At 33.4% G+C, this 21,170-nt stretch carries 21 protein-coding genes, 1 tRNA gene and 1 pseudogene; 9 read left to right on the top strand and 14 right to left on the bottom strand.

All coding sequences use genetic code 11. The features are described 5' to 3' along the window. Positions 1–11 precede the first annotated feature (11 nt). Positions 12–1,094, bottom strand: a complete 1,083-nt coding sequence (locus DM444_RS18570; protein ID WP_111289386.1) for a hypothetical protein — start codon at positions 1,092–1,094, stop codon at positions 12–14. Positions 1,095–1,102: 8 nt separating this feature from the next. After that, the gene (locus DM444_RS18565; RefSeq protein WP_111289384.1) at positions 1,103–1,624 is read right to left on the bottom strand and encodes a DUF5004 domain-containing protein; all 522 of its coding nucleotides are present in this window, start codon (positions 1,622–1,624) and stop codon (positions 1,103–1,105) included. Between the two features lie 473 nt (positions 1,625–2,097). Between DM444_RS18565 and DM444_RS18560 the strand changes: the two genes are divergently transcribed. Next, complete coding sequence (locus tag DM444_RS18560; RefSeq protein WP_111289382.1) at positions 2,098–3,696, top strand: DUF6377 domain-containing protein; 1,599 nt, start codon at positions 2,098–2,100, stop codon at positions 3,694–3,696. Positions 3,697–3,822: 126 nt separating this feature from the next. Here the strand turns inward: DM444_RS18560 and DM444_RS18555 are convergent, their stop codons facing one another. From DM444_RS18555 to DM444_RS18520, 9 genes are all read right to left on the bottom strand, one after another. After that, positions 3,823–5,046: a sterol desaturase family protein gene (locus tag DM444_RS18555; RefSeq protein ID WP_111289380.1), complete on the bottom strand. Its 1,224-nt coding sequence runs from the start codon at positions 5,044–5,046 to the stop codon at positions 3,823–3,825. Positions 5,047–5,182: 136 nt separating this feature from the next. Further along, positions 5,183–6,469 carry a Glu/Leu/Phe/Val family dehydrogenase gene (locus DM444_RS18550; RefSeq protein WP_204251696.1) on the bottom strand — a complete coding sequence of 429 codons (1,287 nt, stop codon included), beginning with the start codon at positions 6,467–6,469 and terminating at the stop codon, positions 5,183–5,185. 455 nt (positions 6,470–6,924) lie between these two features. Further along, positions 6,925–7,779: an EamA family transporter gene (locus tag DM444_RS18545; protein ID WP_111289376.1), complete on the bottom strand. Its 855-nt coding sequence runs from the start codon at positions 7,777–7,779 to the stop codon at positions 6,925–6,927. Positions 7,780–7,881: 102 nt separating this feature from the next. Further along, positions 7,882–9,345 (bottom strand): MoxR family ATPase, encoded by a 1,464-nt coding sequence (locus DM444_RS18540; protein WP_111289374.1) that lies wholly within the window; start codon positions 9,343–9,345, stop codon positions 7,882–7,884. Between the two features lie 155 nt (positions 9,346–9,500). Next, positions 9,501–10,619, bottom strand: a complete 1,119-nt coding sequence (locus DM444_RS18535) for a vWA domain-containing protein (RefSeq protein WP_111289372.1) — start codon at positions 10,617–10,619, stop codon at positions 9,501–9,503. Between the two features lie 106 nt (positions 10,620–10,725). Continuing rightward, positions 10,726–11,124: a YchJ family protein gene (locus tag DM444_RS18530; protein WP_239455716.1), complete on the bottom strand. Its 399-nt coding sequence runs from the start codon at positions 11,122–11,124 to the stop codon at positions 10,726–10,728. Beyond that, on the bottom strand, positions 11,096–11,329 hold the full coding sequence (locus DM444_RS18525) for a hypothetical protein (RefSeq protein WP_111289368.1): 234 nt from the start codon (positions 11,327–11,329) through the stop codon (positions 11,096–11,098). The genes DM444_RS18530 and DM444_RS18525 overlap by 29 nt, the downstream gene beginning before the upstream one ends. 100 nt (positions 11,330–11,429) lie before the next feature. Then, positions 11,430–11,576 carry a hypothetical protein gene (locus tag DM444_RS23790; protein WP_204251695.1) on the bottom strand — a complete coding sequence of 49 codons (147 nt, stop codon included), beginning with the start codon at positions 11,574–11,576 and terminating at the stop codon, positions 11,430–11,432. After that, positions 11,576–12,118, bottom strand: coding sequence for a hypothetical protein (locus DM444_RS18520; protein WP_111289366.1), 543 nt, complete (start codon positions 12,116–12,118; stop codon positions 11,576–11,578). Before DM444_RS18520 ends, DM444_RS23790 begins: the two co-directional genes overlap by 1 nt. Positions 12,119–12,203: 85 nt before the next feature. Here DM444_RS18520 and DM444_RS18515 point away from each other — a divergent pair, with 85 nt between their 5' ends. The 5 genes and pseudogenes from DM444_RS18515 (at position 12,204) to DM444_RS18495 (ending at position 15,077) form a co-directional block, all read left to right on the top strand. Next, complete coding sequence (locus DM444_RS18515; RefSeq protein WP_111289365.1) at positions 12,204–12,452, top strand: hypothetical protein; 249 nt, start codon at positions 12,204–12,206, stop codon at positions 12,450–12,452. 237 nt (positions 12,453–12,689) lie between these two features. Continuing rightward, on the top strand, positions 12,690–13,130 hold the full coding sequence (locus DM444_RS18510; protein WP_095931645.1) for a KTSC domain-containing protein: 441 nt from the start codon (positions 12,690–12,692) through the stop codon (positions 13,128–13,130). A gap of 262 nt (positions 13,131–13,392) precedes the next feature. After that, positions 13,393–14,154: a DUF4369 domain-containing protein gene (locus tag DM444_RS18505; RefSeq protein ID WP_111289363.1), complete on the top strand. Its 762-nt coding sequence runs from the start codon at positions 13,393–13,395 to the stop codon at positions 14,152–14,154. An 18-nt stretch (positions 14,155–14,172) separates the two neighbouring features. Next, positions 14,173–14,559: pseudogene (locus DM444_RS23675) on the top strand (TlpA family protein disulfide reductase); the annotation flags it as partial. Positions 14,560–14,996: 437 nt separating this feature from the next. Beyond that, positions 14,997–15,077: transfer RNA gene (locus DM444_RS18495), tRNA-Tyr, on the top strand. A 182-nt stretch (positions 15,078–15,259) separates the two neighbouring features. On the opposite strand, the gene DM444_RS23670 is transcribed toward DM444_RS18495, so the two are convergent. Further along, on the bottom strand, positions 15,260–15,409 hold the full coding sequence (locus DM444_RS23670) for a hypothetical protein (RefSeq protein WP_162615002.1): 150 nt from the start codon (positions 15,407–15,409) through the stop codon (positions 15,260–15,262). 165 nt (positions 15,410–15,574) lie between these two features. After that, positions 15,575–16,426 (bottom strand): helix-turn-helix domain-containing protein, encoded by an 852-nt coding sequence (locus DM444_RS18490; protein WP_111289359.1) that lies wholly within the window; start codon positions 16,424–16,426, stop codon positions 15,575–15,577. A 115-nt stretch (positions 16,427–16,541) separates the two neighbouring features. On the opposite strand from DM444_RS18490, the gene DM444_RS18485 reads away from it, so the two are divergent. The 3 genes from DM444_RS18485 to DM444_RS18475 are packed head-to-tail and all read left to right on the top strand — an operon-like array spanning position 16,542 to position 20,119. Beyond that, a complete protein-coding gene (locus tag DM444_RS18485; protein ID WP_111289357.1) occupies positions 16,542–17,483 on the top strand; it encodes an NADP-dependent oxidoreductase in 942 nt (313 codons plus the stop codon). 12 nt (positions 17,484–17,495) lie between these two features. After that, positions 17,496–18,629: an L-dopachrome tautomerase-related protein gene (locus tag DM444_RS18480; RefSeq protein ID WP_111289355.1), complete on the top strand. Its 1,134-nt coding sequence runs from the start codon at positions 17,496–17,498 to the stop codon at positions 18,627–18,629. A 2-nt stretch (positions 18,630–18,631) separates the two neighbouring features. Next, the gene (locus DM444_RS18475) at positions 18,632–20,119 is read left to right on the top strand and encodes an L-dopachrome tautomerase-related protein (RefSeq protein ID WP_111289353.1); all 1,488 of its coding nucleotides are present in this window, start codon (positions 18,632–18,634) and stop codon (positions 20,117–20,119) included. A gap of 43 nt (positions 20,120–20,162) precedes the next feature. Here the strand turns inward: DM444_RS18475 and DM444_RS18470 are convergent, their stop codons facing one another. Then, the gene (locus tag DM444_RS18470; RefSeq protein ID WP_111289351.1) at positions 20,163–21,065 is read right to left on the bottom strand and encodes a helix-turn-helix domain-containing protein; all 903 of its coding nucleotides are present in this window, start codon (positions 21,063–21,065) and stop codon (positions 20,163–20,165) included. Positions 21,066–21,170 lie beyond the last annotated feature (105 nt).

Below are 21,170 nucleotides of genomic sequence, written 5' to 3'. Positions count from 1 at the left end.
AATTTGGTGAGTTATTTGTCTAAAGTCTTAAGCGGAATCGTTGTATCCGAAATCGTTTTGTCTTTGTTATCTTTAACCAAAACATGAATTTCGCTTAAAACTGGAGAATCTTTAAGTTCTGAAACTAAGTTGACAAAACCTTTAATTTCTGCAGTTCCTCCAGTAAACTCACCAGAAATTGTTTTTGTACCCGCTGTAATTGTGTAGATTAATTTGTTTACACCTGCTTCGTTGTTTTTTCTAGACATTCCAAGAAAATCTCTTTGACTGATTTGCGCCGGAAAGAAAGCAAAACTTGGCGGCGGTGGCGGAATAAATTCTCCTGCGTAAATAACCTGATCACCAGAATTTGCTGTCCAATTCTCTGCTACCATCAGAAAATTTATCTTTTCCATAACAAAGTCATCTGGGGCATTGAAGTATTCCTTAGGAATAAAATCCATTCTATAAAAACCATTCCCTAAGTCTTTCAATTTTGTTTTTTCGGCAATTTCTGGTTTTGCAGCTTCATACATTTGCTGAATAGCCCAGTCATTTAAACCAGCATGCATATGTACACTTGGAGTACCAGCAAATGCGGGGTTAAGATTTGCATTAAACAAAATACTTATAGGCTTATCAATTAAAGGTTTTGTAGGATATGGTCTAAATAATTCATCTGAAGTATAAAAAGATGAAAAATCAGTATAAGGCATATTTGCCACATCACTTTGTTTAGATCCATTTTTATTTTTTAAGCGAAACCAGAATCCTGCACTTGCAGCGATTTCATCTGGAGTTTTAGAAAAATAAACTGTTGGAGTTAAAGTAAAACTCCAGATTTTATTTCCTTCATATTTTAATTTCGCAAAGTCAGAAGAGTTTTCCCAGTTTCCTGCATCTGGTTCAGATGGAGACCAAATCCAGATGTATAAATCTTCTGTTTCGGCAAATGTAGATGCCGACATATCAAAATACCATGTAACTTGTTCGTCATACTTGTAAACAACAGGATATGATGACATTGGCCCAACGGCTCCTGCAGCTTCTTGCGCCTGAATAAAATTAGGAGCCATCAACAAGGCAAGTAAAATTGTATATATAAACTTTTTCATATTACTTTTTAATTAATAGCATTTAATTTAAATACATAAGACACAAAATCTACTCCGCCAGAAGAATGCACTAATTGAATCTGCATTTCTTTGGTTTTACCTGGAACTGAAGTCAATCTCAATTCATCTGTTTTTTGCGTTTTTTGCGCATCGCTATACAAATAGATTTTTGTTGCAACGCCATTGGTTGGCTGAAAATCTGAGCTAAGCGCCCAATATCCTTTAGGAGCAAATAACGGAGGAACATCTCCAGTTACTTCATAACTTGTTGGTTTGTTCTTTTCATCTACGTTAAATTTAATTTTGAAATCTTCGTAGTTAAAATAAGTACTCAAGTTTTCTTCGTTTGGTTCGATCTTATTTGCTTTCGCAACTTCATCAACCATTTTCAGATTTGTTAATCCCCAATTTCCATTTACTTTTTCATAAAGGGTAATCGGTTCCACGTAGCTTCCGTCATCTGTGTTGTCGCATCCAATAGCAAAAAAACACATCATAAAAGCTAGCCAATAAAGACTTTTACATTTCATAAATTTTTGGTTTTCGTTAGTTTGTTATCCCCTTCAAAAGGATACAGCGAAACTAGACGTTAAATAAATCCTAAAAAAAATATCAGAGAAAAATCAAGATTAAATTCAATACTTTTAAAATACAAATATCTAACAATCAGTATTTTATATTTATTTATACAATTAAAAAATCAAGATGTTGTTTAGATCAAAAATGATAGTTTTTTAATGGTAAAAATGACAATATGCAAAAAATTCGGTATATTTTTTTCGGCATGCATATATATAACCTCTTTTTATTGTATAATTGCAAATAAATTGACTGTTTTTAACATTTACCGCTCATTTCCCCTTCAAAAACCATCTTTTAAAGCGATGTTATTAAACTATTTACAAAATCTCTAAGGTTAGATTTTAATTAATCTCAAACTTATCTTAATTTTAAAACGAATTAACTAACTATATCAAAACCTTACCTTAAACCAAAACCAATCATGCGAAGAATATTGATGCTGCTTTTCTTCATCATAGGTTTTTCTCTTACTGCGAAAGAGACAAATCCGTATCTGGAAGAATTAGATCAGGTTCTCTTGAAAAAAGATATTTACCTGAAACAGAAATATCGAAAAATTGAATCTTTAAAGAAAAACGTATCCAAGTTTATACTCAGCCAGAACAATGAAGAGTTGTACAATTGCTATATGTCGTTATTTGACGAATACAAATCTTTTAAATATGATTCTGCTTATTATTATTTGGAACAATCTAAAATCAAAGCCAAGATTTTAAAAGATCCTAAATTCTTATCCAAAAGCCGAATTAAAGAAGGTTTTGTTTTATTGTCTTCTGGACTTTTTAAAGAAGCAATTGACACTTTAAATGTTATTGATGACACAAAACTGGATCTTAGAAACAAATTTGAATACTATAATATCAAAGCCCGCGCTTACTATGATTTAGCCGATTACAATCGTGATCAGCGTTTTAATATCCATTATGTACAGCAGGGAAATCACTTTTTAAAAAAGGCTTTAGAATTAATTGGAACCAATACGAATGAATATTGGGCAGCAGAAAGTTTAAAACGTTTAAAACAACAAGACTGGCGCGGTGCCGAATTTGCTTTTAGTTATTGGATCAACAATTACAATCTTCCGCCTGATTATTACGGAATTGCAACTTCTAGTCTTGGTTATATTTATTCAGAACGCGGTTATACCAAAAAAGCGATTCAATATCTAGCTCTTGCGGCAATTGCTGATGTGAAAAATGCAACAAAAGAAACCGTTGCGCTTCGAAATTTAGCCAACGAACTCTTTAAAATGGGTTATTTGGATAAAGCCAACGAATACATCAATATTGCAATGGATGATGCAACTTTTTATAATGCCAGACATCGAAAAATTGAGATTTCGTCGATTCTTCCTATTATAGAAAAAGCACAGCTCAATAATGTAAAAGATAAAAATGATAAACTCGAAAAGATTATTATTCTTTTGACGATTCTAACCGTTATCATTTTTGTTTTTCTTGGCATCATTTTCAAACAATTAAAGGAGAAAAATAAAGCCAGAAAAATCATGGCCGATTCGTATTTGCAATTGCAAGAAATGAATGTGAGTTTGAGCGAAGCCAATGCAATTAAAGAAGAATATATCACCTATTTTATTAAAGCAACTTCGGCTTTCATTAATAAAATAGATCATATTCAGAAAAGTACGTTGCATAAAATCATCACCAAAAAAACAGATGAAGTTATTGCAAGTTTGAAACGTTATAACGTAAAGGAAGAACGAGAAAATCTATTCCATCAATTTGATGAAATCTTCTTGAAATTGTTTCCAACTTTTGTAACAGATTTCAATAAATTATTTCCAAACGATCATAAATGCATTATGAAAAAAGGTGAGCTTTTAAATACCGAATTACGCATTTTTGCATTGTACAGATTGGGAATCCAAGACAGTAATCAAATGGCGGAATTCCTTGAACTTTCTGTAGCTACAATTTATACGTACAAAACCAGAATTAAAAGCAAATCTGATTTTAAAGATACTTTTGAGCAGAAAATTATGGAGATTAAGACAATCTAACGTTCTAAGTTTTTTTTAGCCACGAATTCACGAATTATTTTTTTAATATCTATTCGTGTAATTATCGCGCACAAATTTTACGTATCATTTTAAATAAAAATTAGTGAATTCGTGGCTATCTATCTTTTATTCAGTCGCCTCCAACTGCAAAATGGTATTCTGATAAATTTTACTCAATGAAAACAATTGCTCCATAAAAATCATAATCGCAATTGGAACAAAGAAAAACCCCAATAAATCTTCTTCATACAAAAAGTAAGTTGAAATCATAGCAATACGAGTATATTCCAGATAATACATCCATTTTCGTTGTTCTAATAAAGCTCCACAATTGATTAAAGTTAGAATCACCAACGAAAGCACAAATATCTTGTCGTAGGTTTGTAAGTAATCGAAATAATAAGTGAAGACAGTTAGAATCAAAGTACAGATTCCCAATTGTATATAAAGATAATTTCTAAAACGAAGTCGTTGATGCGGATTACTTTTGTCCTGAAGAAAACGCTTTTCAAGAATCGGACGAATATCTTGATCCATGTGCGCTGGACTTCCAAAAACAGCTTTCCATCTCGCTTTGAATCCGATGGAGCGTTTCCATAATTCGTAGATTTCGAAATAATAATGAAAGTGCTGCCATAAGAAACTGTAGCTTTTTAACGGATGCGTTAAACCATATTTTGGTTTTTCTTCTTCGGTTTGGAAAGTTCCAAAAAGACGATCCCAAAACGTAAACATATCGCCATAATTTTTGTCCAGATATTTTTCGTCAGAAGCATGATGAACACCATGAACAGAAGGCGTTACAAATACATATTCTAGCCATTTTATTTTACCAATAAGCTGTGTATGCGTAAAAAAAGAATAAGCGCCATGAACAATCAACATCGTAATAACCATCGTTGGATGAAAACCAATTAAAGGCAAAACACACCAAAACCCTGTTCGAATAATCGCCTGAAAAGTAGTAATTCTAGCTGCAGCCGTGAAATTAAATTCTTCACTATGATGATGCACAATATGCGCTGCCCAGAAAAAATTAACTTCATGACCTAATCGGTGATACCAATACCAGACAAAATCGGTTGCAAGAATCAATGCAAACCAAACTAAAGCATTACTTGGAATCCCAAATATTCTATAATCGTCATAAATCAAATAATACAATTGGTAAAAACTCGCTGCGACAAATAAGTTAATCAAACGCTCTGCAATTCCGATGGAGATATTGGAAACAGAACTTTCATAATTAAAAATTTCAGGCCTTTTTCTGCGTTGGGCAAGCTTATATTCTAAAAATAAAAAAAGAAAAAAGGCAGGCATTGCAAATGCTAGAAAATTGATATTTTTCATTTGTATGATACTTTTCGATTCTAAAAATTTGTTCAATAGTTCAAACGAAAAAAGACACTTCCATTAATTACGTTTTTTGAGGAGAGACAAAAAACGTAATCAACGAAAATGATCTTTTACGAAAATAAACCTGATTTTAATTCTGTTTATATTGAGGAGCTTCCAGCGCCACTTCTTTAACCGATTGTGTTTCGGCTACTTTTTTCAAAGCAATAATATAAGCAGCAATACGAGGCGTTACATTGTGTTTTACTGCAACTCTAAAAACAGTATCGAAACCTTTTTCTAAAATATCTTCCAGACGTTTATTGATCTGGTGAATTCTCCAAGATTCTAAAAGCGAATTCTGAAGCCATTCAAAATAAGAAACGGTAACACCGCCCGCATTGGCTAAAATATCAGGAACAACTAATATATTTTTATCATGTAAAATTTGATCTGCATCTGAAGCTACTGGACCATTTGCGCCTTCAACGATAATTCTGGCTTGAATATCACCAGCATTTTTCTGCGTAATAACATCTTCTTTTGCAGCCGGAATCAAAACATCAACTTCCAAAAGCAATAAATCTTCATGTTTAATTGCAACCGAATTTGGATACCCTTTTATCGTCTTGTTATTCAAATTATAATACAAAATCAACTCTGGAATATTAATTCCGTTCGGATTGTAAAATGCTTCTGAAACATCACTTACAGCAACAATTTTTACTCCTTTTTCATATAAGAACAAAGCAGAATGCAATCCAACATTTCCAAAACCTTGAATTGCTGCCGTAGCTCTTGCAGGTCTAATTTTTAATTTTTCAAGTGCCAAAAGACTGATAATACTTACTCCTCTTCCTGTTGCTTCTACTCTACCTAAAGATCCGCCCGAGTGAAGATGTTTTCCTGTTACTACAGCATGAATTGGTCTTCCGTGTAATAATGAAAATTCATCCATTAACCAGCCCATTTCATCTGGACCTGTTCCCATATCTGGAGCTGGAACATCTTTTTCTGGTCCAAAAATATCAGCCAAAGCTTTTGTGTATGCTCTTGTAATTTTTTCTAATTCAGTTTTAGAATGGTTTCTCGGATCGCAAATAATGCCGCCTTTTGCTCCACCAAAGGGAATTCCAGTTACAGCAGATTTCCAGGTCATCCAGGCGGCAAGTGCTTTTACTTCGTCCAAATTTACAGCGGTATCATAACGAATTCCGCCTTTTGAAGGTCCTAAAGCCGTATTGTGAATTACGCGGTATCCTTCAAAGTTTTGAACGTTTCCATTGTCTAAAGTAATAGAAAAATTTACTGTGATTTGTTTTTCAGGGCGCTGTAGTTTTTGACGAAGAGAATCATCTAATTTTAAAATATCTGCAGCGATATTAAAGCGATCAATCATAGATTGAAACGGATTATGTTTTATAATTTCTGAACTCATAATATATAGTTTTTAGGTTTGGGTTATCTTTTTTATATCTATTGAAAATCTTTTTTTTGATAAAAGTCCTTTGCTTTTATCTCTTAAAACTGATACAACACGGAATCTTTATTAAACAGCGTCGCATCAAAATTTTCATATTTCTATTGGTTCTCATATCTAGATTTTTTAACGATTCAAAAAAAAGCCTTTCATGGTGCAATGAAAGGCTAAAAAAAAAATAACTAACAAGTACTTTCTCTATTAACGCCATTTCAAAACGTGTTTCATCATACAGCACATCGCAAAGCTGCATGGGAAAGACGTCATAATATTTCGGCTATAGTTTTTCATTGTTGAGACAAAGCTACAAAAATATATTTATAAATTCTATAGAATTAGTCGAGTTTATTTTAATTAATTTTAAAACAATGACTAAATCGATTGAAAACTAAAGGATTAGTGTTTAAAAAAAATTACTGTAATTGCGATAAAACGATAAAAACAATGGCAATTAAAGCTAAAAACAATCCTAAAATATTGATTTTAGAAAGTTTTTCTTTGAAAAAATAGGCTCCAACAATTGTCCCTAAAACAATAACTCCCATATTCATTCCCGCAAAAACAGTTGATGGATTTTCTGCAAATGCTTTATGGGCTTTTAGATAAAACAAAATGTTCCCAAAGTTGAAGATCCCAACCAATACTCCAAATGGAATGTTTTTCGCTTCTAACTTTTCTTTTGACACCAATACTTTATACAAGACAATAAATATTGAAATAACAAAAGCGATTAGAAAAACAAAGAACAAAGAAGTTGTATAAGGAACTACAGTGTATAAGGCAATTTTCTTGAAAAGAATATCAACAAGTCCAAAACCAAATAGCACTATTGCGGGATAAATCCATTTATTTTCGGTATTAGCAGATGGCTTTTTTAAAATGAATAAAAGCGCCGCAAAACCAATCAAAACTCCAATGATTTTATAAGTATTAAATCCTTCATTAAATAACAGCCAAGCCGCCAAAATTGGAATAAATAATGATAATCTTTGTGCGGCATCTGTTTTTGCAATTCCCATATATTTTATCGAAAGTGCTAGAAACAGAAATAATATTGGAAGCAAAATTCCAACAGAAGTATAAATTTCTAATGGTGCATTATTGTCTAATGCATTTAAATCTGGCGTAAAAGTAAAATAACAAAGCGTTATTGCAGCGATGTAATTGAACGAAATAATCTGTGACGGATTAGCATTATATTTTCTAGAAATTTTGAATATAACGCCCACAATAACACTGCAAAGAATACTTAATATAAGGAATAACATAAATTTATTTTTGGACTGTAAAAGTAACTATTGTAAAATAAAAAAGCCCAGCCGGTTTTAAAAAACCAGCTAGACCAGATTAAATTTTATCTCTATTCTTTTTTAGAATTTACTGATGTAACTTCCGTAAATATCTCTAAACTGATTTCCTTTTGCAAAACGATCTTTACTCAGTTTTTTGTATTCAACCAATCCCCATAGAACGAATTCTTTCAAAAAGTATTCGTCTTCTTTTACCGTTTGAGGCTGGTATTTTTTTAGCAAATCATCTAATGGTGTTATTTCATCTAAAATACTTTTGTATTCTTTGTCTGAAGCATCATCTAATAATTCGAAGCCGCTTTCCGCGAAAAACCATTCCACCACATCAGAATAAGGTGTTTTCTCATCTGGCTTTTCTAATTTTTCGATTTTTGGAAAATATTCTGGAAATAATGTTCTAATTGCCGAACCAATTAAGCTTTCTGCCACAACATCTGCTCCCTCCTGTTCTCCTTCGTAAACCAATTCGACTTTTCCAGTAATTGCTGGAATGATTCCTGTAAAATCTGATAAACGAATTGTGGTTTTATCAACACCAGAAATCAAAGCTCGGCGCTCTGCTGTACTAATTAAGTTTTCGAATGCCGTAATACTCATTCTCGCACTTACACCACTTTTGTTGTCAATATATTCACTTTCACGAGCTTCAAAACTAATTTGCTCTAAAATATCTCTCGCTAAACTCGGAACATAAACAACATCGGTCTGGTTTTGATCTAATTTAGATTCCTGTTCTGTAATCGTTCTTGCAATCTCAATACTTTCTGGATAATGTGTTAGAATCTGCGAACCAATTCTATCTTTTAAAGGTGTTACAATACTTCCTCTATTAGTATAATCTTCTGGATTTGCGGTAAAAACAAATTGCATATCTAAAGGCATTCTTAATTTGAATCCTCTAATTTGAATATCTCCTTCTTGTAAAATATTAAATAATGCTACTTGAATTCTGGCTTGTAAATCGGGTAATTCGTTGATTACGAAAATACAGCGATTCGCTCTCGGAATCATTCCGAAGTGAATTACTCTGTCATCTGCATAAGACAATTTTAAATTTGCAGCTTTAATTGGATCAACATCACCAATTAAATCAGCAACCGTTACGTCTGGAGTTGCCAGTTTTTCGAAAAATCGTTCGCTTCTATGCAACCAAGAAATTGGAGTTTCATCACCTTTTTCCGCAATTAAATCTTTAGCAAAACGAGAAATAGGATTTAACGGATCATCATTAATTTCTGAGCCTTCCACAAACGGAATATATTCGTCTAATAATTCAACCATTTTACGCGCCAAACGCGTTTTTGCTTGTCCGCGAAGTCCTAATAAGTTAATGTTGTGACGTGATAAAATCGCGCGTTCTAATTCTGGAATTACCGTATTTTCAAATCCGTGAACACCTTCAAAAACAGGCTTCCCCGATTTGATTTTCTCACGAAGATTATTGCGCAATTCATCCTTTATGCTTGTACTTTTATATCCAGTGGCTTTTAATTGACCTAATGTCTTTATAGTATTTATTTCCATTGTGTTGAAATGTAAATTTTATTATTGTTTTGTTTTAAAGAAATGAGCATTGTTTCATTCCTTAGTGTTAGACGCACTGCAGTGCGTCTCTACGATATGCTACGTTGTGTTGAGAAAACCTTTGTTCCTTTGTTCCTCAGAACCTTTGCACCTATCTATTTAATCCTCTTCTTCCTATTAGCTTCATAATCCTCAAAAATCATTTCACCCAAACCTTTAATTCCGGTATAAAATGCTTTTCCCTGATTGGCTTCTGTAAACTGATTCACAAAACGCTGTAAATAAGGATCTCTGGCAATCATAAAAGTGGTTATTGGAATATGAAGTTTTCTTGCCTGTTGCGCTTGCGTATAGCATTTATCAACAATATATTCATCTAAACCATTACTATTCATATAATAAGAACCATCACGTTCGCGAACGCAGCTCGGCTTTCCGTCGGTAATCATGAAAATCTGTTTGTTGGTATTACGCTTTCTGCGCAAAATATCCATCGCCAATTGCAAACCTGCAACTGTATTGGTATGATAAGGTCCAACTTGTAAATAAGGCAGATCTTTGATCGGAATTGTCCAGGCATCATTTCCAAAAACCAAAATATCGAGCGTATCTTTAGGATATCTAGTGGTGATTAATTCCGCCAAAGCCATTGCCACTTTTTTAGCTGGAGTAATTCGATCTTCTCCGTATAAAATCATACTGTGGCTAATATCAATCATCAGAACGGTACTCATTTGTGCTTTGTATTGTGCTTCTTCGACAACCAAATCGTTTTCAGTAAGCATGAAACTTTCAACTCCGTTGTTAATTTGAGCGTTTCGAAGACTTTCGGTTAAAGAAATTCTTTCTAAACTATCACCAAAATTAAATTCACGGAATTCGCCAGTATGTTCGTCGCCATTTCCGGCATGTTTTGTTTTATGACTTCCACTTCCAGAACGTTTCAAATTTCCGAAAATCTGATCTAAAGCTTGCTGTCTAATTGCACGTTCAGTTTTTGCTGTAATTCCAAAACCAGAGCTTCCATCGCCTTTTACTTCATCTCTGATGTATCCTTTTTTCTTGAGGTCTTCGATAAAATCGTCAATAGTATAATTTTCGTCGGTAAGTTTATATTCTTTGTCCAGTTCCCGAAGCCAGTTGATGGCTTCATCAAAATCACCCGAAGTATGGGTGATCAACTCTTTAAAAATCGTAAAAAGTTTGTCAAACGGAGACTGAAAAGGAGCTTCGTAAGTCTTAAAATAAAACCCTTTTTTAAATTCGTTTTTCATAATTCTAAAATTACATCTTTTTAGAATTATGAAAAAAGAATCGTTTATTAATTTTTAGTTAAAATATTTAACCAAAAACTTCAACTAACGGTGTTAGATATAATAATTATTCAAATTTTCCGTCTACATAATACCACGCGCCATTTTCGAATTTAAATGTAGAAAATTCATAATGCACTTGCGGTTTATCATTAGAATCTAAAAAGTAAGCTTTAAATTCTACTGTGTTTTCAGTAAAACTCAAAATCTCTAATTTCTGCCATTCATTAGAAACTGCCCATCTTAAAATTTCAGATTTCGAATAATGTTTTCTTTCTGAAACATAAGTAGTTTCCATTAAATAATCGGCATTATGAGAGGCATATGCCGAATATCGTGATCGCATTAAAGTTAATGCTGAAGGTGCTTTTTGATTGTTAATCAGATATAATCCGCAGCAACTTTCAAAAAGCAATCCTGTGTCACAGAAGCATTTTTTATTCTCCATCGACTGGTTCTTCTCCATTAATTTTTACATGAAGCTGATTTAACAAAACTTGATAACGGGTGATTTCTCTCACTTCTTCGTCTTCTTCAGCAAAATCAATCATTTCGTCTAATGTTTCACTTACTTCCAATAATTTATTGTTTGCTTCTCTGTCGTTTTTCGCAGCGATCAAATCAATAATTTCCTGTACGTTTGCTTTTAGGGTTTCGAATTTACTATTCATTGTTTTTTTGTTTCAGGTTTCAAGTTTTAGGTTTCAAGTTTTAGGTTTCAGGTTCGTAAAGATAACTTGGAACATGAAACCTGAAATTTGAAACTATTATTTACTCTTCGTTTTTACTTTCGTTGAATTTCTTAACGATTTCTTTTAATTTTTCTTTTCGGGCAATTTCGGCTTGTTTAGTTTTTGCCTGAGCTTTATGCAATTTATCGTTATGCTTTTTGATGTTCCTTTCGTTATTTCTTCCCATTACACCTCTCTTTTAATTTGTTCTAACGTTTTTTCTGTGAAAATCAATTCGTTGATAATCTGTTTTCTCAAATCATCAATATCTTCATAATCAAAATACTTTGCCCAATTGGTCAGCTGCTGAAGGTTTCTAATCTGTTTTAATCTCTTTGTAGTTTCAGAACTTGTCCTTAAAACTGCTTTGCCATCGTATTCTGGATTATTTTTATGCTCGTAATTGGCAAGATTGTTTTCGAAATCGGCTTTTATATAGTAAAGTTTTTCTTCAGCATTATCTGGATAAAACTCCTCCCATTTTGCAAATCCTATTTTAGTTTTAGATTCAATTTCTGGATTTCGGGCAATTAAACGCCATTTACTATTGGCTAATCTTCCCCAATGGTTCGAAACGCGGTACATTCCTTCTTCTGTATAATAATAGGTGCTACCTGCTTTGCTTTCAAATTGCTTTTTCAATCCTTGAATAGAATCTGGCAACACTTCATTAAAAGCGCAAAAGGTATTTTTAAAAGAATTAGGATGTGGCTTAAAATTTTTCTGCATGTGCAAATATACTCAGATTACGGCGAACTCCATAAACCAATCCTAAATTGCTTACCTTTGTACTTTAATTTCAAAATAAAAAATCATGTCTAAAGATTTAGAACAAAAAATGCCGCAAAAAGGAGTATTTACTGGCATTATCGAAAAGGATGAAAACAATAATTATTTCTGTGGCGAATATCTTTTAGACTATAAAATGGTTCAAGCCAAATTTAATGTGGGTGACTGGATTACTATAAAATCAGTTATTGAAAATCCAAGTGACATGAGCTACGATAAATATCCTAAAAAATCAAGAAACTTCGATAAAGCGAATCATAAGCGGGAAAACTAGAAAAGTTATGAGTTATGAATTATGAGTTTTAATCTAGTAATTCATAATTCATAATTCATAATTCATAATTCATAATTCATAATTCATAATTCATAATTCATAATTCATAATTCAAAAAGAATATTTTTTCGATCAAAACTGAAAAGTTAAAAAAAAGTGTACCTTTGCAAAAAATTTGTCGATTTGAACTAAAACAGAACGATTTCAAACTAATAGACAAGTAGTTACCTTTTATTTATGAAAAAAATAGTTGAATACCGCAAGTTACTAAACGTAGAAAAAACTGCAGAGTTAAAAGATTTAAAGACAATTTATCGTAATGCGATGAAAGAATCTCATCCTGATAAATTTGTGGGAAATGAAGCTGGTTTAAAAGAAGCAGAAGAAAAAAGTAAAACAATTATCGAAGCTTACCACTTTTTAGTAAGTATTCACCCTGATACTATCAAACTTAATTTACCTGAGTACACAGAAACAATTTCAACTTGTTCTATCACAGATTATAAATTTGTTGAAGGTCGTTTAATTATTGATTTTTCTAACGGAAGTGTTTACGAATACATCAGTGTTCCAAAAGCAACTTACGTGAAAATGGTAAATGCAGATTCTCCAGCAAGATTCGCTAAAAGACATATTTTAAACTCTTTTACTTGGAGAAAGAAAACAAATCAAGAATAGTTTACAAACGCTATATTTTACCAAAAAGCACTCTATCAAACGAGTGCTTTTTTTATGCCTAAAAATTTAAAAATTAATTATAAAGAATTAAAATAAGGTTTTAATTAAGAGTTTTAAATCAAATCAGACCAACAAACATGCTGATTTCATGGGTTTTAAACCAAAAAAAACTATAACAAAATTTTAGGTAGCAAAATTCTGTATGTTATATAATTTTAGATACTTTTGTTGCACAAATCAATTAACTAATTAATTTTTTATAATGAAAAAAATACTTTTTGTACTTACAGCTTCTGCAGCTATTATTTCTTGCAGCAAAGTTAAAGATGGAGAATACCTTATTACAGGTACTGCCACAGGGATTGAAAATGGAAAAACGATCATCTTACAAGGTGCTGACCCTGCTACAAGAATGCCAATTTCTCTTGACACAGTAAAAGTTGAAAACGGAAAATTTGAAATAAAAGGTAAAGTAACTGAACCAGCTTTCCACTCTTTAATTTTACAAGGCGCTAATGGTCCAATTCCATTTATCCTAGAAACTGGAGAAATTAAAATTGCAATTGACAAAGATAGTATTCATAAATCTAAAATTTCTGGAACTTACAACAATGATGAGTACTCAACTTTCATTGAAGAAATGACAAAAACTCAAAAAAGTTTAATCGATTTCCAGAAAAAGAACAACGATAAAATGAAACAAGCTCAACAAGCTCAAGATACAGCAGTGATCAACAGCTTAATGAAGCAATACATGGAAATCCAAAAAGAAGTTGGTGAAACTAGCAAAAAGAAATATTTCACTTATGCTGAAAGCCACCCAAAATCTTTTATCTCAGCTATTATTGTTCAAAATTTATTGAATGACCCAGCAGCTGATACTAAAAAATTAGAAGGAATCTTCAATTCTTTTGATGAGTCTTTAAAAAATTCAGCTACAGGAAAAGAAATCAAAACTAGATTTGGTCAAGCGAAAATGCCATCTGTTGGTGCAACAGCTCCAGCGGTAGGTAGCGCAAAATGAAGAGCCGATTTTTCTGCTCCTAATCCAGAAGGGAAAGTAGTTTCTCTTAAAGAAAGTTTAGGAAAAGTAACTATTGTAGATTTCTGGGCTTCATGGTGCGGACCTTGCAGACAAGAAAATCCACATATTGTAGCGCTTTATAAAGAGTTACATGCAAAAGGTTTAAATATTATTGGAGTATCTTTGGATAAAGATGCTGCAAAATGGAAAGAAGCTATTGCAAAAGATGGATTAACTTGGACTCAAGTTTCAAACTTAAAATTTTGGGAAGAGCCAATTGCACAACAATATAATGTTGAAGCAATTCCTGCTACTTTTATTCTTGATGCATCTGGAAAAGTGGTAGCGCAAGATTTAAGAGGCGCTGAATTAAAAGCAAAAATCTTAGAATTGTTAGCCAAATAATTCTATACTTTTATAAATATCAAAAAATCTCCCTCGTGGAGATTTTTTTTTTCCTACTAAAAACTCAAAAATAGAATTGCATCAAAAAGAATTAAAAACTCGACTTTAGAAAAGATTATTAAGCCAATTTCAAAACAATAGTAAATAGATGTTTTTTAGTCAATATTTATTCATTTTGTCAATAAATGCAATATCTAACGACTTTATTAAAGAATAAATTCAAAGCAAAAAACATAGAGTTTACATAAAAATAATCTTACTTTTAAAAATAAATTAAAAAAAATCTATTTTGAAGGTTTTTTATTTTATTCAATTCCAACGAATTAAAAAATAACTTTAAAATAACTTAAAATTAAGTCATTTTTTTGTTTGGAAATGTAGAAAGAGTTCCTATCTTTGCCACCGCTTAGAACAACAAAGCGCAACAAGCTGAGATCGGGGAGATACTCAAGCGGCCAACGAGGGCAGACTGTAAATCTGCTGTGTGAACTTCGCAGGTTCGAATCCTGCTCTCCCCACAAAAAGGGTAAAAGAAGCCGAAAAGAAAGTTTTTCAATCTTTTCAAAAACTCGAAAAAAACGTGGTAAAGCCTGCAAATTTAATGATTCGCAGGCTTTTTTTATTTCATCCTGCTTTTCATATTTTTTAAAACCTCCCAAAATCTCTATGGCAAAATCGTGGCACTTTCAATGCCCTTACATTATTTTTTGTCTGTTTTAATCTCAATACAGCTAAATTCAGTACCATTTGTAAAATGCTTCATGACCACTTTATATTTTCTGAATTTATCGTTACTTGTATAGCTTGAAAAAGATTGCTGATTCAGCTGGAAGACCAGTCTCTTCATCATTCCTACTTTTGCGTCAGAATCGAGACGGGTCAAACATTTTCTACAAGTCTATCTGCAGTATAATCAAACTTTCTTCGATTTAGCTTCTAATTGAAGAAGGATTTCAATTTTATTTAGTATAATAACTCTTAACCTTTACTAATTACGCATTGTATAAAAGGGAGACTATTTTACTAATCCAGCTCTTAAAGCTTTTCTAAACCCTACAGGACTTGTGCCTTTATTCTTTTTAAAAAATTTATTTAAATGGCTTTCATCTGTAAACCCCAATAGAGCTGCAATTTCATTTATACGAAGGTCGCTGTGTTTTAACCGATGCACTATGAGCTGCGTTTTATAGCGTGCAATATATTCCTGAAGTGTTACTTCTGTATGTTTCTTAAAATATTTGCCTAAATAACGGGTTGAAAGTCCAAAATAGGCGCCGATCTTTTCAGCTCTCAATTCTTCCGGATTAAATATATTTGACTGGATAAACTGCAGTATCTGCAATATTCTTTCCTCAGAATACTCGTTAACATTTTCGGGCAGGTATTTGGCAATATTTCGCGCAACTATAACAATTAAGGTGTTTACCAGATGGGTAATTAAATCTGTGTTATAAACGTCCTGATTCTGCTCTTCCCGAATAATGCCTTCAACAATAGGCCTTACTAGGCTTTTATCAATTTGATTTTTCAGGATACATCCCGGCTGATGATTTGCATTTTGTAAAATAAACTCCAGCTGTTCAATGTTTTTAGCAGACAGACCGCCATTTTTAATATATATATCAGTAAATCGTAAGAAAAAAAATGTGGTTTTCTCTTCAATATCAAAACGATGGATATCAGAAGGTGTAATTAAAAACATATGATTAGGATGATATCGAAACTGATTATCATTAATAACCTGAATTCCTTTTCCATCCAAAATATAGATCAATTCAAAGAAAGTATGCTGGTGTTCTAACTTAGGACATTCATCTAATGTTGTATATACTATTTCATAAGGCTTGTACAATTGCTCTTTACTCATTTTTACCTGTATTACTTTTAATAATAGTACAAATGTACTATAAAAAGGATAATTTGTACCATTTTAAAACATTTAACTGGTATAATTTTGCTTTGTAAATTTAAACTAATTAAAAATGAGAGCAATAATTTTAAATGAGCCTGGTGATGTCAATCAATTACATTATACAGAAATCCCACAGCCTGAACCTCTGGAAAATGAGGTTTTAATCAAAGTGAAAGCAATTTCCATTAATCCCGTAGATGTTAAGACACGGGCAGGAAAAGGAGTTTACGGCAGATTAAAAGAGGAAAGTCCGTTAATAATCGGCTGGGACATTTCTGGAGTTGTGGAGAAAACTGGCAGTAAAGTAACCCAGTTTAAAAAAGGGGACGCCGTTTTTGGAATGGTTAATTTTCCCGGGCATGGCAAAGCATATGCAGAATATGTAGCTGCACCTGAAACACACTTGGCATTAAAGCCTGCAAACGTAAGCTTTGAGGAAGCTGCAGCTGCTACACTAGTTGCCTTGACGGCTTATCAGGCACTGGTCCATCATGCAAAAGTACAAGCCGGACAGAACATCTTAGTTCATGCCGCTTCTGGGGGTGTCGGGCATGTCGCGATACAGATTGCTAAATATCTGGGCGCAGCAGTAACTGGAACCTCATCGTTAAAAAACAAAGAATTCGTACTTGGACTTGGAGCCGACAAACACATTGATTACAATACTTATGACTGGAATTCTCATCAGGACAGCTTCGATTTTATTCTTGATACAATTGGAGGGGATAATATTGACAAATCGATAGAAGTGACCAAAAAAGGGGGAACCTTAATCAGCATACCGACAGGTCTTAATGAAAAGGTGACTGAGAAAGCCAAATTGAAAGGTATAGAAGGCTATTTCATTTTAGTGCAGTCAAACGGCCAAGATATGAAAGCAATTGCAGATCTGTTAGAAAAGGGAATCATCAAGCCATTTGTAAGTGAGACATTTCCTTTTGATAAAATGAAAGAAGCACATCTGCAGCAGGAAACAGGCAGAACAAAAGGAAAAATAATTATCACGTTATAAAAAAGAAATAAAATGAAAACTTATATTGAAATAGGAATAGTACTAATTACAGCATTTATGGTAAGCTGTAACAATACCTCTTCAAAAAAACAGATAAATGCCGTTTCTTCAGATGATGCTGCCAAAGAAGTAAAAATAGAACAAGTCTTCGCTGATTCAACTTATCAATTAACGGGTGTTGCAGTTGCAAAAAACAGCAGGCTGTTTGTAAATTATCCCTACTGGCTAGATAAACATAAGTATTCAGTAGTCGAAGTTATAAAAGGCAGACCTACTCCCTACCCTGACGCAGAATGGAACAGTTTTAAGAAAGGAGAAGACGGACAAAACAAGTTTGTGTGTGTGCAGGCGGTAGTAACAGATGACAAAGGTTTTTTATGGGTTGTTGACGCTGCAGGCATCGGACTTGGTAAGGTGTATAATAAAAGCAACAAAATTGTCAAAATAAATCTGAAAACCAACCAGATAGAACACATTTACCGTTTTCCTGAAAATGTCGCCGGCGAGAATGTTTATCTTAATGATATCCGCGTTGATACTGTTAATGGCTTTGCTTACATCACCAATTCCAATACTGGCGGCATTATTATTTTAAATACAAAGACAGGAAGTTCGAGATTTGTTTTGGGAGACTCGCCAGCAGTAAAATCAGATCCTGATTATCATTTTTCTCCTTTAGGAAAAGAACTGCTGAAAGGAGACGGAACACCATTAAAAGTGAATTCAGATGGAATTGCTTTAACTCCAGATAAAAAATGGCTGTATTTTAAAGCGCTGACCGATGATAGATTATACAGAATCAAAACAGAACTGCTTCAACAATTTGATACATCTGATGAAATCCTGAACAAAAATGTTGAGAATTTAGGAAAATTTACAACTACCGACGGCATGATATTCGATAAAAAAGGCAATCTCTATTTTGGCGACCTGGAAAAAAACAGCATCATAAAGATTACGCCAGACTTAAAAATGCAAACAATAGTGCAGAATGACAATGAACTGATATGGCCCGACAGCTACAGTATTTCCGAAGATGGATATCTGTATGTATCGGTTTCACAAATACAAAACTCGCCCTGGTTTCATCAGGAAAAAGAGCTGTTTAAAAAACCATTTAAAGTTGTAAAAATTAAAATCAATTAAAAATGGTAAAAAATATTCTCAGCATTTTATTTTTGGCATTTGCATTAAACAGCAATTCCCAAAAAATACAGCACTTTACGTTAAAGGAACTGCCGTCAAAATCGGTTAACGAGCTTTTGACCCGGGGAATGATTTCGGGAGAAAAAGGAACTATTGGTTATTTCACTTATAAAAAAGGAGCCGTAGTTCCAATGCATCAGCACAGCAATGAGCAGTATTCCCTGATAACGCAAGGAAGCGTAAAGGTATTTACTGAAGGCAGGGAAGTTATAGTTAAAGCGGGCGAAGGCATTATAATTCCTCCTAATGTACCTCATAGCTTTGTTTCTCTGGAAGACAATACTATAGACATTGATTTCTTTTCTCCGTCAAGAATGGATTGGATTACAGGTTCTGATAATTATTATAAAGATTCCAACCAAAAAGAACCTGTTAAATGGACTGGTGAAGTTTTGACCCCTGAAATATTTGCGTCTTTAGATGAAGCTGCAGGAAACATTGCATTTACGCCTCAGGGAGATCTAATTTATAGTCTACACCCATTTTTCAATCCGGAAATCCGCGTAAAAAAATATGACGCAAAAACAAAAAAAAGCGTGCCGTTTCCTAATCTGGAGTGGAATACGCCCAGAGCGGCAGACGATCATTTTTTAAGTAATGTGTTAGGTATCAGAAGTGATGAAAATGGTATTATCTGGATGCTGGATATGGGACAGAGAAATGCAGTAACACCCAAAATTGTAGGATGGAATACTCGTTTCAACCGATTGGAACGCATTTACTATCTTCCCCAAATCATCAGCAAAAAGCATACGCAATCTAATGATTTTGTAGTTGACACCAAGCACGGCTTTTTTATTATTGCAGACGAAGGCATTGGAAACGGCGGTGATGGAAGCACGGCTTCTCTGTTAACTGTTGATATGAATACCGGAATAACCAAAAGAATTCTGGAAGGGCACAGAACTACTCTTCCTGAAAATATTCCGATCAAAGTTGACGGCAAAATATTAACCACAGGTAAAAATAACTTATTAGTTGGCTGTGACGGCATAACAGCAGATAAAGATTTTGAGTGGCTGTATTATTCGCCGTTGAACGGAACTAAGATTTACAGGATCAAAATTCAGGATTTAATTAATGAACAATATACAGATACTGACCTGAATTCCAAAATTGAAACCTATTCCGCAAAACCAAATAACGGAGGTTTAAGTATCGATATTGCTGGCAATCTGTACCTCACAGCTGTTGAAAGCCATAGTGTCTCCATAGTTTTGGCCGCGGACAGAAGCGTTCATACACTGGCTTCTGATGAAAAAATGCTTTGGCCCGACGGCGTAAGTTATAATTCGACAGATGGATTTATGTATGTCTCTGCAGCACAGGTGCATTTGGGCGCTGCATTTAATAATGGAAAAAATGAAGCCCGAGCTCCATTTTACATATTCAGGTTTCTGCCTTTATCAAAGGGTGTTTCCAACAGATAATCCTTACTCTTAAAAAAAGCTGACAGTTTCCTGTCAGCTTTTTTTATAACACTGCTCTATATCCTAAAGGAGTAAAACCTGTCTGTTTCTTAAATAATCTTGTAAAATAAGACGGGCTTTCAAAACCAAGCTCATAGGCAATCTGCGCCACATTTTTATCAGAACCGACCAGCAGGTTTTTAGCCTCCTTTATCAGGTAAATATGAATGTGGTCTAATGCTGTTTTACCTGTTTCCTGTTTCAGGACATCACTTAAATAACGAGTGGATAAAAGCAGTTCGTTTGCCAGATAATTAACAGACGGAAGCCCGACTGACTGATGCAGACCTTTATCGAAATAACTGCTCAATATCTTCTGAAATTTATTCACGGTATTTCCCGATACATTGATGCTTCTGTCAATAAACTGTCTTTTATAAAAACGGTCGGAATATTTTAAAATAGAATCCAGATGCGATAAAATAATTTCACGGCTGAATTCATCCTGGCTCATGTCATATTCACTTCTTATTTTATAATAAAGTTCCCATAGTATTTTATCTTCTGTCGGAGAAGTGTGCAGCGCTTCGTTTATTTCATATTCAAAGTATCCATATTTTTTTATCAGCTCGTGAAGGGCATGCCCCATGAGATATTCCTCATGAAAGAACATTACAAAACCTTTTTCGGCAAACTGGACATTGCTTACTTCTATGGTCTGTCTGGGTTTCATAAACACCATTGAGCCACTGCTGTGATCATACTGTGTTTTGCCATACAAAACATGTCCTGATTTTATTTTTTTCAGTGCAATCATGTAAAAATCTCCCGTAAATCTATCCTCTCCTACAGAGTACGTCATAAGTTCCTTACAGGTCATCATACTAATCAAAGGATGCTGTGGCTTTTCAAAGCCGCTCTTTTCATGAAGTTCTGAAATACTTTTATAATGGCTTATTTTTTCCATCCTTATAATTTTAATGACTGCGGCGATTAATAACTATCACAAATTAACAAAATTATATCCAAAAATACCTTCATCGTATTTCTGTGCTATTCTTCCGCTGAAATG

It is taken from the genome of Flavobacterium ginsenosidimutans, from assembly GCF_003254625.1.
Lineage (GTDB): Bacteria > Bacteroidota > Bacteroidia > Flavobacteriales > Flavobacteriaceae > Flavobacterium > Flavobacterium ginsenosidimutans.
The sequence above is the reverse complement of the archived record's forward strand: the minus strand, read 5'-3'. Positions and strand labels throughout refer to the sequence as shown.

Coding starts and splice junctions, on each gene's coding strand:
- DM444_RS18570 (WP_111289386.1), bottom strand. CDS start 1,094: ATGAAAAAGTTTATATATACAATTTTACTTGCCTTGTTGATGGCTCCT.
- DM444_RS18565 (WP_111289384.1), bottom strand. CDS start 1,624: ATGAAATGTAAAAGTCTTTATTGGCTAGCTTTTATGATGTGTTTTTTT.
- DM444_RS18560 (WP_111289382.1), top strand. CDS start 2,098: ATGCGAAGAATATTGATGCTGCTTTTCTTCATCATAGGTTTTTCTCTT.
- DM444_RS18555 (WP_111289380.1), bottom strand. CDS start 5,046: ATGAAAAATATCAATTTTCTAGCATTTGCAATGCCTGCCTTTTTTCTT.
- DM444_RS18550 (WP_204251696.1), bottom strand. CDS start 6,469: ATGAGTTCAGAAATTATAAAACATAATCCGTTTCAATCTATGATTGAT.
- DM444_RS18545 (WP_111289376.1), bottom strand. CDS start 7,779: ATGTTATTCCTTATATTAAGTATTCTTTGCAGTGTTATTGTGGGCGTT.
- DM444_RS18540 (WP_111289374.1), bottom strand. CDS start 9,345: ATGGAAATAAATACTATAAAGACATTAGGTCAATTAAAAGCCACTGGA.
- DM444_RS18535 (WP_111289372.1), bottom strand. CDS start 10,619: ATGAAAAACGAATTTAAAAAAGGGTTTTATTTTAAGACTTACGAAGCT.
- DM444_RS18530 (WP_239455716.1), bottom strand. CDS start 11,124: ATGGAGAAGAACCAGTCGATGGAGAATAAAAAATGCTTCTGTGACACA.
- DM444_RS18525 (WP_111289368.1), bottom strand. CDS start 11,329: ATGAATAGTAAATTCGAAACCCTAAAAGCAAACGTACAGGAAATTATT.
- DM444_RS23790 (WP_204251695.1), bottom strand. CDS start 11,576: ATGGGAAGAAATAACGAAAGGAACATCAAAAAGCATAACGATAAATTG.
- DM444_RS18520 (WP_111289366.1), bottom strand. CDS start 12,118: ATGCAGAAAAATTTTAAGCCACATCCTAATTCTTTTAAAAATACCTTT.
- DM444_RS18515 (WP_111289365.1), top strand. CDS start 12,204: ATGTCTAAAGATTTAGAACAAAAAATGCCGCAAAAAGGAGTATTTACT.
- DM444_RS18510 (WP_095931645.1), top strand. CDS start 12,690: ATGAAAAAAATAGTTGAATACCGCAAGTTACTAAACGTAGAAAAAACT.
- DM444_RS18505 (WP_111289363.1), top strand. CDS start 13,393: ATGAAAAAAATACTTTTTGTACTTACAGCTTCTGCAGCTATTATTTCT.
- DM444_RS23670 (WP_162615002.1), bottom strand. CDS start 15,409: ATGATGAAGAGACTGGTCTTCCAGCTGAATCAGCAATCTTTTTCAAGC.
- DM444_RS18490 (WP_111289359.1), bottom strand. CDS start 16,426: ATGAGTAAAGAGCAATTGTACAAGCCTTATGAAATAGTATATACAACA.
- DM444_RS18485 (WP_111289357.1), top strand. CDS start 16,542: ATGAGAGCAATAATTTTAAATGAGCCTGGTGATGTCAATCAATTACAT.
- DM444_RS18480 (WP_111289355.1), top strand. CDS start 17,496: ATGAAAACTTATATTGAAATAGGAATAGTACTAATTACAGCATTTATG.
- DM444_RS18475 (WP_111289353.1), top strand. CDS start 18,632: ATGGTAAAAAATATTCTCAGCATTTTATTTTTGGCATTTGCATTAAAC.
- DM444_RS18470 (WP_111289351.1), bottom strand. CDS start 21,065: ATGGAAAAAATAAGCCATTATAAAAGTATTTCAGAACTTCATGAAAAG.